Annotated in this window: 15 protein-coding genes and 1 pseudogene; 2 read left to right on the forward strand and 14 right to left on the reverse strand. The window is 47.0% G+C overall.

The genetic code is table 11. The annotated features are described in order from the left end of the window. Position 1: 1 nt before the first annotated feature. From grpE to lepA, 4 genes are all read right to left on the reverse strand, one after another. Positions 2-559 (reverse strand): nucleotide exchange factor GrpE, encoded by a 558-nt coding sequence (gene grpE / locus ACV3PA_RS14570; protein WP_456125133.1) that lies wholly within the window; start codon positions 557-559, stop codon positions 2-4. 24 nt (positions 560-583) lie between these two features. After that, positions 584-1,618 (reverse strand): heat-inducible transcriptional repressor HrcA, encoded by a 1,035-nt coding sequence (gene hrcA / locus ACV3PA_RS14575; protein WP_053452709.1) that lies wholly within the window; start codon positions 1,616-1,618, stop codon positions 584-586. Between the two features lie 326 nt (positions 1,619-1,944). Then, entirely contained in the window at positions 1,945-3,090 is a 1,146-nt protein-coding gene (gene hemW / locus ACV3PA_RS14580; protein ID WP_053452708.1) for a radical SAM family heme chaperone HemW, read from the reverse strand. 58 nt (positions 3,091-3,148) lie between these two features. Then, a complete protein-coding gene (lepA, locus tag ACV3PA_RS14585; protein ID WP_053452707.1) occupies positions 3,149-4,972 on the reverse strand; it encodes a translation elongation factor 4 in 1,824 nt (607 codons plus the stop codon). Between the two features lie 232 nt (positions 4,973-5,204). On the opposite strand from lepA, the gene rpsT reads away from it, so the two are divergent. Beyond that, on the forward strand, positions 5,205-5,465 hold the full coding sequence (gene rpsT / locus ACV3PA_RS14590; protein WP_023467434.1) for a 30S ribosomal protein S20: 261 nt from the start codon (positions 5,205-5,207) through the stop codon (positions 5,463-5,465). A 126-nt stretch (positions 5,466-5,591) separates the two neighbouring features. On the opposite strand, the gene ACV3PA_RS14595 is transcribed toward rpsT, so the two are convergent. Then, positions 5,592-6,032 carry a GNAT family N-acetyltransferase gene (locus ACV3PA_RS14595; protein WP_053452706.1) on the reverse strand — a complete coding sequence of 147 codons (441 nt, stop codon included), beginning with the start codon at positions 6,030-6,032 and terminating at the stop codon, positions 5,592-5,594. A gap of 16 nt (positions 6,033-6,048) precedes the next feature. Then, positions 6,049-7,050: a DNA polymerase III subunit delta gene (holA, locus tag ACV3PA_RS14600; protein WP_456125134.1), complete on the reverse strand. Its 1,002-nt coding sequence runs from the start codon at positions 7,048-7,050 to the stop codon at positions 6,049-6,051. A 100-nt stretch (positions 7,051-7,150) separates the two neighbouring features. Between holA and ACV3PA_RS14605 the strand changes: the two genes are divergently transcribed. After that, positions 7,151-7,312, forward strand: a complete 162-nt coding sequence (locus tag ACV3PA_RS14605; protein WP_023467431.1) for a YqzM family protein — start codon at positions 7,151-7,153, stop codon at positions 7,310-7,312. Between the two features lie 36 nt (positions 7,313-7,348). Here ACV3PA_RS14605 and ACV3PA_RS14610 read toward each other — a convergent pair whose 3' ends face one another. The 8 genes and pseudogenes from ACV3PA_RS14610 to yhbY all read right to left on the reverse strand — a co-directional run bounded on the left by ACV3PA_RS14610 (position 7,349) and on the right by yhbY (position 12,842). Continuing rightward, the gene (locus ACV3PA_RS14610; protein WP_456125981.1) at positions 7,349-7,735 is read right to left on the reverse strand and encodes a ComEC/Rec2 family competence protein; all 387 of its coding nucleotides are present in this window, start codon (positions 7,733-7,735) and stop codon (positions 7,349-7,351) included. 108 nt (positions 7,736-7,843) lie between these two features. Beyond that, positions 7,844-9,511 (reverse strand): annotated as a pseudogene (locus ACV3PA_RS14615) (ComEC/Rec2 family competence protein); the annotation flags it as partial. Next, positions 9,511-10,119: a helix-hairpin-helix domain-containing protein gene (locus ACV3PA_RS14620; protein WP_053452703.1), complete on the reverse strand. Its 609-nt coding sequence runs from the start codon at positions 10,117-10,119 to the stop codon at positions 9,511-9,513. The gene ACV3PA_RS14620 and the pseudogene ACV3PA_RS14615, both read right to left, overlap by 1 nt. A gap of 226 nt (positions 10,120-10,345) precedes the next feature. Continuing rightward, on the reverse strand, positions 10,346-11,074 hold the full coding sequence (locus ACV3PA_RS14625; RefSeq protein WP_456125135.1) for a class I SAM-dependent DNA methyltransferase: 729 nt from the start codon (positions 11,072-11,074) through the stop codon (positions 10,346-10,348). Next, positions 11,074-11,421, reverse strand: a complete 348-nt coding sequence (gene rsfS / locus ACV3PA_RS14630; RefSeq protein ID WP_053452701.1) for a ribosome silencing factor — start codon at positions 11,419-11,421, stop codon at positions 11,074-11,076. The genes ACV3PA_RS14625 and rsfS overlap by 1 nt, the downstream gene beginning before the upstream one ends. Further along, positions 11,418-11,993, reverse strand: coding sequence for a bis(5'-nucleosyl)-tetraphosphatase (symmetrical) YqeK (yqeK, locus tag ACV3PA_RS14635; RefSeq protein WP_456125136.1), 576 nt, complete (start codon positions 11,991-11,993; stop codon positions 11,418-11,420). Before yqeK ends, rsfS begins: the two co-directional genes overlap by 4 nt. Continuing rightward, a complete protein-coding gene (gene nadD / locus ACV3PA_RS14640) occupies positions 11,983-12,552 on the reverse strand; it encodes a nicotinate-nucleotide adenylyltransferase (RefSeq protein WP_053452699.1) in 570 nt (189 codons plus the stop codon). Before nadD ends, yqeK begins: the two co-directional genes overlap by 11 nt. Further along, positions 12,549-12,842 (reverse strand): ribosome assembly RNA-binding protein YhbY, encoded by a 294-nt coding sequence (gene yhbY / locus ACV3PA_RS14645; protein ID WP_023467424.1) that lies wholly within the window; start codon positions 12,840-12,842, stop codon positions 12,549-12,551. The genes nadD and yhbY overlap by 4 nt, the downstream gene beginning before the upstream one ends. Positions 12,843-12,844 lie beyond the last annotated feature (2 nt).

Consider the following 12,844-nt stretch of genomic DNA (forward strand, 5'->3'; position numbering starts at 1 on the left):
ATTACTCAGCTACTTTAACCATACTTGGACGAATTACACGATCGTGCAATTTGTACCCTTTTTGGAATTCAGCAGTGACGATACCTGATTCGTGTTCTTCACTTGCTTCTTGAACGACTGCTTGGTGCAGGTTCGGATCAAACGCTTCTCCGACGGCAGAAATCTCAACGACACCTTCGTTTTGAAGTGTTTCAACGAGTTGACGTTTTACCATTTCAACGCCAGCTAAGACGGATTTCGTCTCATCGTTTTCTGTCTCGATTTGAAGTGCGCGGTCTAAGTTATCGACGAGCGGCAATAGCTTTTCGACGATCGCTTGTGAGGAATACTTCGCACGGTTCTCCGCTTCGACGCGGTTGCGACGTTTGAAGTTCTCAAAATCTGCACGGAGGCGTAACTCTGAAGCTTTTGCTTCTGCGAGTTGTGCTTCGAAGTTTGGCTTCTCGTCTTCGACGAGATCCGCCTGAATGACTTCTTCTTCTGTGACTTCGACTGTGTCAGTCGGCTCTGTCACGTTTTCATCTTGTTGGAGGTTTTGATTCTGTTCTTTTTCTTCCACTCTGAATCGAGCCCCTTTCTATATTCAATCCAAATTGTTCTTATGCAATTCGGCTTGGAATGCTTGGAGTAAATGGATAATCGAGTTGATTCCCCGATTGTAATCCATCCGTTTTGGTCCAATCAATGCAAGTGTTCCGATTGAGACACCATCAACCGAATAGTGAGCTCGGATGACGCTACAATCTTTTAATGCATCGACGTTGTTCTCGCTACCGATTGTAATCAAGATTTGATTATCAAGATTTGGTCGTAGGAAATCGAGAACGGCTTCTTGCTGTTCGATCAACTCGAGCACCGGTCGTAGTTTTGCAACGTCCTGAAATTCGGGCTGATCGAACATGTTGGCTTTTCCACCGAGATAGATGAACGGTCGCTCCTCTTGATCCGTCAAGACGAGATCAAGTGCTTTTGAGAGCAAGACCGTCTGTTCAGAGTGCTCTGAACGGAATCGGCGGATTTCCTCAAGCAATCGACTACGTAAGGCTGAGAGCGGCGTACCGCGTAACGTCTGATTCAGACGTTCCATCAACCGGCTCGCTGCTTCTTGAGACAATGCTTGATTCAATTGCAACGTCTTGTGCTCGACATGTCCCGTCTCGGTGACGAGAACGATGACGACACGACCTTCTGCAAGAGGAATCAATTCCAGATGATGCAGACGTTGCCCTTCTTCTTTTGGACCAAGTACAAGCGTCGTGTAATGGGTTAAATCGCTCAACAGGTCTGCTGTGTGCCGAATCAACCGATCATTCTCATTCACGGAATGGGCAAAGAGTGATTTCAATGCCTGCGCTTCTTTTGGTGTGATGCTTTCCGGACGAATCAGATGGTCGACATAAAAACGGTATCCGAGTTCGGAAGGAATCCGACCTGCGGAAGTGTGTGGCTTTTCAATCAGACCCATCTCTTCGAGGTCCGCCATCTCGTTACGAATGGTCGCGGAACTGAACGTCACGTCGTCTCGTTTCGAGAGCGTCCGTGAGCCGACGGGTTGAGCAGTCTTGATGTAATCATCGACGATTGCACGTAAAATCAACAATTGACGATCCGTCAGCACCTTCTTCACCACCTTATTTTGTTAGCACTCACTTTTAACGAGTGCTAATTACATCTTTTACTATAAGGAATTGTCCGTCCGATGTCAACCGAATTGCATGACCCTTTGAACAGTTTCCCATTCTACGATACAGTGAAACAAAGAACAGAAAGGATGAATCGGATGATTGAATTATTGGCAATGGCAGGAGTCTTTGTCTGGCTGTTCATCGCGGTCATCGGAACGACTGCTTATTTTTTAAGGAAGTCGAAAAAATGAGAAAAGCGGTGTTCCACATTTGGGAAACACCGCTTCTCTCATTTTCGTTGATTTCAGATATTTTTAAATCATTGTACTTGCGCTTCACCAATAAACTCCGCAAAGACCTCGTTCGCTAACGGAATGCCAGCAGGCGTCAAACGGATATGTGTCTCCGTTTGTTCAACAAGACCGTTTGGCAACAACCGTTTCATGACGTCACCAAAAACATCTTTAAACGCTACTCCATACTTCTCCTGGAAACGTTCGAGCGATACGCCGTCCTTCATTCGAAGACCGAGGAACATCTCTTCTTCCATCCGCTCGACGTTCGTCAACGGCGTCTCTTTTCGAACAGGTAAACCTTCCGCTTTGATATAGTGCGGAATCGGCGCGATGTTCGCACGACGCGTCTGGTTAATATAGCTGTGTGAGCCTGCACCAAATCCATAGTACTCATCGTTTTCCCAGTAGACGCGATTATGGCGACTTTCTTTTCCAACTTCCGCGAAGTTCGAGATCTCATACTGCGCATATCCGCCTGCTTCGATCGTTTCAATCATCACTTGATACATCTCCGCCTCGAGATCTTGCGTCGGCAGTGGTAATTTTCCTTTTCGCTCTTGAATCGCAAAGACCGTATGCGGTTCTAAGATCAATGAATACGATGAGATATGCGTAATCGGCAATTGAAGTGCCCGCGTGACGTCGTAGCGGACCTGATCGAGCGTCTGATTCGGTAACCCGAACATCAAGTCGACGGAGATGTTATCAAACCGTTTCGCTGCTGCGTCGAGCGTCTGCGCGACTTTTGCTTCCCGGTGCGTCCGACCGATGCGTTCGAGCAACCCGTCATCAAACGACTGGACACCAAAACTGACGCGGTTGACACCACCCGCCTTCATGATATCGAGTTTCTCTTCTGATACACCATCCGGATTCGACTCGACCGTGTACTCTAAATCATCACCTGTTAGGGGCAACAAATGCTTCTGGATGATTTCCATCAGCCGTTGCATCTGCGGTTCATTCAAAGCGGTCGGTGTGCCGCCACCGATGAAAATCGTCTCGAGATGATTTGTCGGATATTGTTTCAGCGTCAGTTCGATTTCGCGTTCGAGTGCATCGAGGTATTCATCGACGGGCTGATTCTTTAAAAAGACTTTATTGAAATCACAGTAATAACAAATATGTTCACAAAAAGGGATGTGGACATATGCGGCGCGTATTCCCATTTCGCCTCATCCTTTCTCTATAAAAACCAAAAAGGGGACGCAAGCGCCCCCCACCTGTTTAATCTTCGTCCATGGATAGAACGGACATGAAGGCTTCTTGCGGTACCTCTACTGAGCCTACCATCTTCATGCGTTTCTTACCTTCTTTTTGCTTCTCGAGCAACTTACGTTTCCGAGAGATATCTCCCCCGTAACATTTCGCAAGAACGTTCTTCCGTAATGCTTTAATCGTCGAACGCGCGACGATTTTCGTTCCGACCGCTGCTTGGATCGGCACTTCGAACTGCATTCGTGGAATTAATTCCTTCAACTTATCAACGATGACTTTCCCACGTTCGTATGCAAAGTCACGGTGAACGATGAAGCTGAGCGCATCGACGTTCTCGTTGTTGAGGAGGATGTCCATCTTGACGAGACGCGACTGTTGATAGCCAATCAATTCATAGTCAAGTGACGCATACCCTTTCGTACTCGATTTCAACTGATCGAAGAAGTCGTAGACGATCTCAGATAACGGTAACTCATACGTGATTTTGACACGCGTCGTATCGATGTATTGCATATCGACGAATGTTCCGCGTTTCTTCTGGCACAACTCCATGATCGCACCAACGTAATCATTCGGTGTCATGACAGCAGCCTTAACGAACGGCTCTTCGATGAATTCAACTTTTTGCTGATCCGGCATCTTCGATGGGTTATCGACGTGCAAGACTTCACCTGCTGTCGTTGTCACGTGATAGATAACAGACGGTGCCGTCGTGATCATATCGATGTTGAACTCACGTTCGATCCGTTCTTGGATAATCTCCATGTGGAGCATCCCGAGGAATCCACAACGGAATCCGAATCCGAGTGCTTGTGATGTCTCTGGTTCGAATTCAAGCGCAGCGTCACTGAGTTGTAGTTTTTCAAGCGCTTCTCGTAAATCGTTGTACTTCGCAGCATCGATTGGGTAGAGTCCACAGTACACCATCGGATTCATTTTCCGGTAACCCGGCAATGCTTCAGTAGCCGGCTGTTTCGCAAGCGTGATCGTATCCCCGACACGTACATCGCCAACCGTTTTGATCGAAGCCGACAACGTTCCAACATCACCGACCGTCAATTCTTTCTGACGTAACGGTTTTGGTGTTGCGACAGCGAGTTCAAGGACTTCAAAATCCTTACCTGTCGACATCATCCGGATCTTATCGCCAACCTTAACTGTTCCGTTGACGACTCGAATCGAGGCAACGACACCACGGTAAGCATCGTAGTAAGAGTCGAAGATCAATGCTTCAAGCGGTGCAGACGGATCACCCGTCGGAGCTGGCACTTTCTCAACAATTTGTTCCAAAATTTCTTCGATTCCGATTCCGGCTTTCGCGGATGTCGGAACGGCTTCAGACGCATCGAGCCCGATGACATCTTCGATTTCTTGACGGACGCGTTCAACGTCTGCAGAAGGCAAATCGATTTTGTTGATGATTGGAAGGATTTCGAGATCGTTGTCGAGTGCTAAGTAAACGTTCGCAAGCGTCTGCGCTTCGATCCCTTGCGCCGCATCGACGACGAGGACAGCCCCTTCACAAGCTGCAAGTGAACGCGAAACTTCGTATGTGAAGTCGACGTGTCCCGGTGTATCAATGAGATGAAGAATGTAGTCTTCCCCATCTTTTGCTGTATACTTCAATTGAACAGCATTCAGTTTAATCGTGATTCCACGCTCACGTTCGAGATCCATGGCATCAAGTGTCTGGTCTTTCATTTCGCGCGAAGTCAACGCGCCAGTTTTTTCTAAAATTCGGTCAGCGAGTGTCGACTTCCCGTGATCGATATGGGCAATGATCGAGAAGTTACGAATACTCTTCTGCCGCTTTAAACGGTCTTCATTCGTCATGTTTAGAGTCACCTTACCTTATTTTCAAACGTACATACGGTTCATTATAACAAAAAGCGCTTCACTGTACTATCTCGTTTTGTTTTACCCGAAAAACAAAATGTGAAGATTCCCTAGACGTCGTATTGCTTTTAAGAAAAACGTTTGCTACAATTGTGTTTGTTCTGTTGAACGATAACTGCAGATATGCGAATATAAATCTCGAATGAGTTTTATTGGAGGTGAATCATCCATGGCTAACATTAAATCAGCAATCAAACGCGTTAAAACAGCTGAAAAACGCCGCGTCGCTAACGTACAACGTAAATCGGCAATGCGTTCAGCGATTAAAGCAGTCGAAACTTTCGCAGCTGAAGGTAACAAAGACCAAGCGGTCCTTGCTTTCGCTACAGCTTCTAAAAAAATCGACAAAGCTGCTGCTAAAGGTCTCATCCACAGCAACAAAGCTGGTCGTGACAAATCACGTCTCGCTAAACTCGTAAACGCACTTTAATTCTTTCCGAAGAATACGGTGATGGATCGCCACTAGGAGGTATCTCCGGTGGCGATTTTTTATATGATCTGAAATGGCGGAAGAAGGAATCGTTCGATACGATTCTCTCTTCCGCCATTTGTCATATTAGTTGTCATTCAGGCGATCAATCATTACATAATGAAGACCAATCCCTTCGATCATGAAAGGTTCACCAACGCGCACAAGTCCAAGACGCTCATAAAAAGGAAGTGCTGTGACACGAGCGTTGCACCACCACGCAGTGACTCGTCTCTCCTGTAATACCCGACGGGCTTCTTCAATCAATGCCCGCCCGTACCCTTCACCACGCACTTGTTCACTCGACGCCATTCCACGGAGTTGATACGTCGCTCCTGGTGCTTGCTCATGTGATTGTTCAGAAAAGCTACCAATCGCGACAACTTGATGCTCTTTTATTCCACCAAGATGAAATGTTGAGGCAAGCGTATCGTCTGGGTAAATACACGCTTCACGCGGTTGATGGGGACGCAACACTTCATGCCGTAGAGGGATGACCTCTTTCGCCGTAATGATTTGAACTTTCATGATCGATTTCCTCCTCTTATAACGTCGCTAAACGAACAATCAACGCATCAAATAAAATCTTCTTATCACCGCGTCCTGTTTTCATGCCTTCATCCGTCGTCGTAATGGCAACGAGGGCTTGCTCGAGCTGTGCAAATGTAAACCGCTTTGCAGACTGCAATGCCAATTTGATCGCATACGGATGAGCACCGACTTTCGATGCGATTTGCCGTTCCCCGTACCCTTGTTCCGCTAATCGTTTCGACAACAGCATCATACGGTATTGACGTGCCATCAGCCCAAGAAGTGCCAACACTTCCTGTCCTTGTTTTTCAAGGTCACGAATCAAACGGATTGCCGGTTCGAGTTGACGCTTCATCAAGTAGTCCGTTAATTGAAAGACATTGTCCTCTAACGTCCGTGGAACAAGCAAATCGACATCCTCGATTTCAATCGTTGGTCGATCCCCCGCAAATAACATTAACTTCTCCAGTTCATGCGCTAATGTACCCCACATCTCAGCAGTCAGGAAAATGAGCCGCTCAATCGCCGGACGTTCCATCCGGTACCCTTTATCATTGACCGCATCTAGGACAAAGCGGAACAGCTCTTCGGTCGTCGGCTTTTTCGCCTCAAGCACCGTCGCGCGCTCCTTCAATCGTTTAACGACGGTTTTTCGTTCATCGAGCTTTTCTGCTTCGACGATCAAGACAACGACCGCATAATCTGCTGGTTGCATGACATAGTCCGCTAGGCGTTCGAGATTATGTTGCTTTTTATCTTTTACACCGGTCAGAAACGTTGCTGGTTTTGCAACGACGACACGGTAGTCACTCAAAAATGGCACGGTCTCCGCTTCATCAAGTACTGCATCGAGCGGTTGGTCGTTCAAATCAATTTTCATATAGTCAAACCGCTCTCCGTCCGGTAGAGCCGCTTTTACGATTTCACGTTCCCATTCTTCTAACAAATGTCGTTCGGTTCCATATAATAAGTATAAATTCGCTAATTTTCCGTTGACGAGCCAAGGAGTTTTCATCATTCCCACCACATTTCACAGTTTGTTCTTAACTTCATCATAGATAATCCTCTTTTATTCCGCTATACTAGAAGCGGAATCTATTAAGGGGGAATGCAGCATGGCACATTCAGTACGCCCACCAAGTGAAAACGCGTTCGAGAACGATATTCAATCAAAACGCAACGATGCGCTCGACTCTGCCGTTGGTTTTGGTGCATCATTCGGCTTCTTCGCAGTCTTGTTCATCATCGGTGTCGCAATCAAGTTCTTAAGTCTATAATCAGTAAAACAGCAACCTTGGGGGGTTGCTGTTTTTTTATTTTATCATAGGTTCACAGCCCGCTGAAGAACAAGTTATACTCCCGTCTTGATCCGTCCGAAAGACGATTCGTTCTGTTCCGATGCGCTCGAGTACGTCCGGATGTGGATGACCATACCGATTTTTTCGTCCGACCGACAAAATGACGGTCTTCGGATTCGACTTTCGCAAGAGTTCTTCGCCGGTTGACGTGTTTGAACCATGATGACCCGCTTTTAGAATATCGATTGGGCCAACTCTCAACTCGTCCTCTAGTGCCACTCCGGCATCACCTGTCAATAAGACACGTTGCTCTGCAATCTTCGCCAATAACACGACGGAGCGGTCGTTTTCTTCTTCCTCTCGCCCAGTCGGTGCAAGTACTTGTAACCAAGGGCGAATCATGTCCCCACTTTTGATGAATTGGACGTTTGTTCCTGTCGCTTCGATTGAGTGAATTAACGTACGCCGTTTGTCATCCGTATTATCATATGCACCTAAATACACTGTTTTTACACGAACTTGACGAAGTAAACCTAGTAGTCCACCCACATGATCATGATCAGCATGCGTCACGACGAGTCCATCGATTTCGGCTTCCCCTCGTGTGAACAAAAACGGAGCGACGATATGACTACCTGGATCGAACGGACGAAGCAGCGGATGTGTCGTCTGCTGATAAACACCACCAGTATCCACTACGAACGTCTCTCCTGCTTTTTCAAGTACGACACTGTCACCTTGACCGACATCTAAAAACGTAATTTGTTCAGGGGCGCGCCATTCTGTATAGCCCCATGCCGACAGCAAAAGGGTGAGCGGAATGACATGTCCCCACCATCTTCGCTCAGCGATGAACCAAGCAAGACCAGTTCCAGCAACGATACACGTCAAGATGATAGGAGAAAGTGCCGGAACTGCAACTACCGCCAACGGTAAGTGTTCAGCCAGTCGTAACGCTTGATCCATCCACTGAATCGCATGTTGATGCACTGTTTGAAACGTCGAGCTAATTGGTAAAAACGGAATCATCGCAAGAATGAACGATCCCGGTAGAATCACCCATTCAATCCAGCCACCAATCAACAAGTTCAACAACGGGGACCAGATTGAAACCGTCGTTTGCTCGATGCCCTGTAAAAATAATAGTGTCCCAAACTGTGCCCAAGCACTGATAAGTAACTAGTTCCAAGGACGACGAACCGAACCCATTAGTCGTCTCGATAGCACAAGAAACAGCGTCAATCCAACTGTCAATTGAAACCCGATATCATAGATCACAGTCGGTTGAATCGCTAATTGAAAAGCCGCGACTCTCGCAATGACCTCCACCGGATCTAACGGTTTGTGGAAGCGACGGCCAAGTAGCAGAATCATCGCAACAAGAACGGCTCGCGTGACCGGAGGACTCCACTCCGTCAACCATCCATAAATCGGCAGTAAGATAAGAACGGCATCCAGTCGTTTTTCTTTTGTCATTCTGATTTTTCGTAAGACATACAGCAGACTGAAAATCAAAAAGGCGATATGTGATCCTGAGATCACGATTGCATGCAATAAGCCAAATTTCTTAAACCGTTCGAGCGTCACTTGATCCATTAATCGATCCTCACCGAAAACAAGCGCTTCGACGTAGAATGCTTGTTTTTGTGATAACAGTCCTTCAACCCGCGTTAACCAAGCTTCACGCACCCGTCTTCCTTCAGCCGCATAACCTGGTGTCGGATGACAAGATTCAAACGAACGAACTTCCCACTTTCCACCGTAACGATGCGTATGCATGAATTGCTGTTCGTCAAAGCCTCCCGCATTCGATTGTTGGCGGATATCGAGCGATTCGGTCTTTACGCGACAGGAGTGACCGATTCGTTCATATCCTGTCTCATCTTCTGCGACCATCGCTGTCAAAAGGACGGGTTGATTGTTACTCTCTGCCTCATAACGGATACGATCTCCGTTGCGCTTTCCCGATAGAATATCAACTGAAGAAACGTCATGCGGTTCAGGTGACAAATGTCCCATTCCGATGAATAGGAAGCTCAATATGAGCAGAAAGAAGAGACGACCAATCGAAAAAGACCACGACTTTAAGACAGCGAACAGCATCAGCGTTACTAACCACCAAATCGATTCTTTGATAGCGACAACGAGTAAGAAAACAAATAGCGCGTGAAGCGGCATCAGTAGACAATCAGGTAGGATTTAAGCGACTCTAACGTCTTTTCCCCGAATCCCTTTACCTCTCCAAGTGATTCGTACGTCGCAAATCCTCCCTTCTCCTCACGATAAGCTAATATCGCTTCCGCTTTAGCAGGACCAATCCCCGGAACTTCCATCAATTGCTCTGCTGTTGCCGCATTAAGATCAATCACTCCTTTAGGTACCTCTGCTTTTGAGCGTTTCGTTGGTTTTGGCTGATCTTTCCCTTTTTTTACTGGCACGATGACTTCTTGTCCATCGATCAGGCGTGCTGCAAGATTCATTTGTCGAATATCGGCTTTTTCCGTCGTCTTTGCTTTTTCGATTGCATCTTTCACTCGGTCACCCAAATGGAATTGATAGGGTCCAGGTGCTTCTACCGCTCCTTTTACGTCGACCATGATGAGTTTATCGCGCATCGAGGTGTCTTTTTCTGCTGGCTCTGCTTTTGCCTCTTGTTGTTTATCCGTTAGAGATGGTTGATCGACCATTGCTTCTTTCGAACAAGACGGTAATGGTACGAACAATAGAATGATAAGTAGCAGGACGACGACGAGACCTGCAATCTGTTGCAAACGTGGAACGGTCAAGACGAATCCCTCCCTTTCCCACGACTCTAACAGTCCCCCACCTGCTTTAGGAAACGAAGGAATACACACTATCTACTCTTTGCATCACGATCCTGCATCGTTATATCGGATAAAAGTCATGTCATCCATGCCGTTACTTTGAATTAGCATCTGTTTCATGACAAAAATCCGCCTTCTTCAAGCAACACGAATGTGTATCGCTTAAAAAAGACGGATGAGATCACTTTTACATTTTTTCAGCAACGAAGAAAATCCGCTCGGCTGTCTCGGAAGGAGCGTCCGGTCCAAAGTCACCTGTGACAGCGAGCACTCGGAACCCGGCTTCGCGTAACCATGTCACGTATTGTGCCGGAGGATACGTCCGCTGATGATGTGTTTCATCGACACGCTCATAGCGACCATCTTCTTCCTCGATGAAGAACGTCAGTTCATGGACGACAGAAAGAGGGGTCTCCCCTGGATCCGCGAACCAGATGTACGAACTTTGTTCCGCATGCGTCGCGTACGTCTTCCCGTTGAACAATGTCTCCATTTTGTAAGGAGAATGTGTATCGAATAAGAGACGTCCACCCTCTTTAAGAATGGCTGCTACGTGTGTAAACGTCTGTTTGACATCCTCTTCTGTCTGAAGATAGTTCAAGGAGTCGCATAAGATCGTTACGGCATCAACAGATGTCGGTAGTTCGATTTCGCGCATGTCTTGCGCCCAGAATTGAATGTTCAATCCTTCTTCTATCGCTTTTTCTTGCGCGACTTCGAGCATTTCTTCCGATAAATCGATTCCGAGCACCTCATAATGCTCTGCTAGCGCAAGCGTCGCCGTACCCGTTCCACAACCGATATCAGCAATTGTACTTCCAGTCGGAACATATGCTTTAACCCAGTCGACCCATTGATCGTATGGGACGTCCTGCATCAATTCATCGTAGATGTAGGCGAACTGTTCGTATGCCATTAGTTGACCTCGACTTCAACCTTTGGAGCATCTGCCCAGAGTTTTTCAAGGTTGTAGTAATCACGATCGTCGCGGTGGAAGACGTGAACGACGACGTTTTCAAGATCCGCTAGTACCCAACGTGCTGCATCGAATCCTTCAAGGCGTTTAATTGGTAGATTATTTTCGTGCGCGATTTCTTTGAGTTCACGTGCGATTGCTTGTACTTGTTTTTCTGAATTTCCTTCACAGATGACGAAGTAGTCCGCAACAGGTGAGATGCTCGACATATTTAGGACGACGATATCTTCAGCACGCTTATCGTCGATGGCATTTACGATTAATTGTAATTCTTGTTCGACTGTCATAGGACGGTCCCCTTTCGTTTGGCCGCGACGAAGGCATTATAGGTCTCAATCGTTCGCGGAAAGATGATAGCTTGTTTTGTACATAAAAAATGAATCGTTTGACTGAGCGTCGCGATGACAGCGTCCGTCAAATCCTGCTCTGCTACTTCGCGAAGCACTTCGACACCGGGATAACTGCGATTTGGTTCAATCGCATCCGCGACGAAGATGATTTGATCCAGCAACGGCATACCAGGTGCACCCGTCGTATGATTTGCGATGGCCTGATAGATCACGTCCGAATCCAAACCGAGTTCTCGACGGACTAGCTCCGCGCCCACTGGCGCATGAAGCAATTCGTCATCATAATCGAGTAAGATTCGTTGATTCAATGCAACAGCAATCGAACGCATCTCATCCGTATCGCGGTATTTCGCATAATCATGGAGCATGGCAGCAAGTGCCGCCTCTTCTTCATCGACACCATATTTGAGAGCCAAATGTCGTGCTGTTTCGACGACACCTAACGTGTGCACATACCGCCGCTCAGGCAACGTGTTCTCGATGATTTGACGTGCTTCTTCAAGGCGCATATAACTTCCACTCCTCAATCCGTTGTCGAACGGCTTCCGGTACAAGGTAACGAATGCTCCGTCCTCGTGCAACCCGTTGCCGGATATCCGTTGAAGAAATTTCTAGCAATGGCATATCAACCGTTTTTACATGGGCACCCCGCGGAATCAGATACTGACTTCCAGGTCGAGCAACTGCACCAAAGACGACTTCCTCGTATAACCGTTCGGCTTGATACCACGTATCGAGACTAACAAGTGAATCCGCCCCAACTAGAAACAGAAACTCATGCTCTGGGTATCGTTGCTTCAATGCACGAATCGTATCATACGTATAGGAAGGCTCTTCTCGTTCAAACTCGATTGCTGAGACGGAAAAAGTTGGATTTAATGCAATCGCTTCTTCTACAAGGCGTAGACGCTTCGATCCTTCTGTGACAGTACGTTGTTTATGCGGTGGCACATTCGCTGGTACGAACCAGACCTCTTCAAGTTCGAGTTGTTCCTGCGCTTGTTCGGCAATCAGGAGATGACCGATATGCGGAGGATCGAACGTTCCGCCCATCAGTCCGATTTTCATCGTGGCAATTCGAGCGTCTTGTTCTCTTTTGATTCTTTATATAGAACGATGACTTTTCCGATGACTTGAACGAGTTCAGCATTCGTTCCTGCAACGAGTTCTTGTGCAACATCTTTCGGTGCATCTGCGCAGTTTTGTAATACTTGTACTTTTAAGAGTTCCCGTTTTTCAAGCGCATCCATCAAATCAGCACACATCGCTTCTCCGACTCCATTTTTACCGACTTGGAAAATCGGATTTAAATCGTGAGCTGTCGCGCGTAAAAAACGTTTTTGTTTACCTGTTAACATGA

This window comes from Exiguobacterium sp. EA-TM-5, from assembly GCF_053878415.1.

Bases quoted from the DNA above. Each gene is read 5' to 3' on its own strand.
- holA (WP_456125134.1), bottom strand. From the start codon at position 7,050: ATGAAAACTCCTTGGCTCGTCAACGGAAAATTAGCGAATTTATACTTA.
- ACV3PA_RS14610 (WP_456125981.1), bottom strand. From the start codon at position 7,735: ATGATTCGCCCTTGGTTACAAGTACTTGCACCGACTGGGCGAGAGGAA.
- hemW (WP_053452708.1), bottom strand. From the start codon at position 3,090: ATGGGAATACGCGCCGCATATGTCCACATCCCTTTTTGTGAACATATT.
- yhbY (WP_023467424.1), bottom strand. From the start codon at position 12,842: ATGTTAACAGGTAAACAAAAACGTTTTTTACGCGCGACAGCTCACGAT.
- ACV3PA_RS14605 (WP_023467431.1), top strand. From the start codon at position 7,151: ATGGCACATTCAGTACGCCCACCAAGTGAAAACGCGTTCGAGAACGAT.
- nadD (WP_053452699.1), bottom strand. From the start codon at position 12,552: ATGAAAATCGGACTGATGGGCGGAACGTTCGATCCTCCGCATATCGGT.
- rsfS (WP_053452701.1), bottom strand. From the start codon at position 11,421: ATGACAGTCGAACAAGAATTACAATTAATCGTAAATGCCATCGACGAT.
- lepA (WP_053452707.1), bottom strand. From the start codon at position 4,972: ATGACGAATGAAGACCGTTTAAAGCGGCAGAAGAGTATTCGTAACTTC.
- ACV3PA_RS14595 (WP_053452706.1), bottom strand. From the start codon at position 6,032: ATGAAAGTTCAAATCATTACGGCGAAAGAGGTCATCCCTCTACGGCAT.
- yqeK (WP_456125136.1), bottom strand. From the start codon at position 11,993: ATGCGCCTTGAAGAAGCACGTCAAATCATCGAGAACACGTTGCCTGAG.
- ACV3PA_RS14625 (WP_456125135.1), bottom strand. From the start codon at position 11,074: ATGGCATACGAACAGTTCGCCTACATCTACGATGAATTGATGCAGGAC.
- rpsT (WP_023467434.1), top strand. From the start codon at position 5,205: ATGGCTAACATTAAATCAGCAATCAAACGCGTTAAAACAGCTGAAAAA.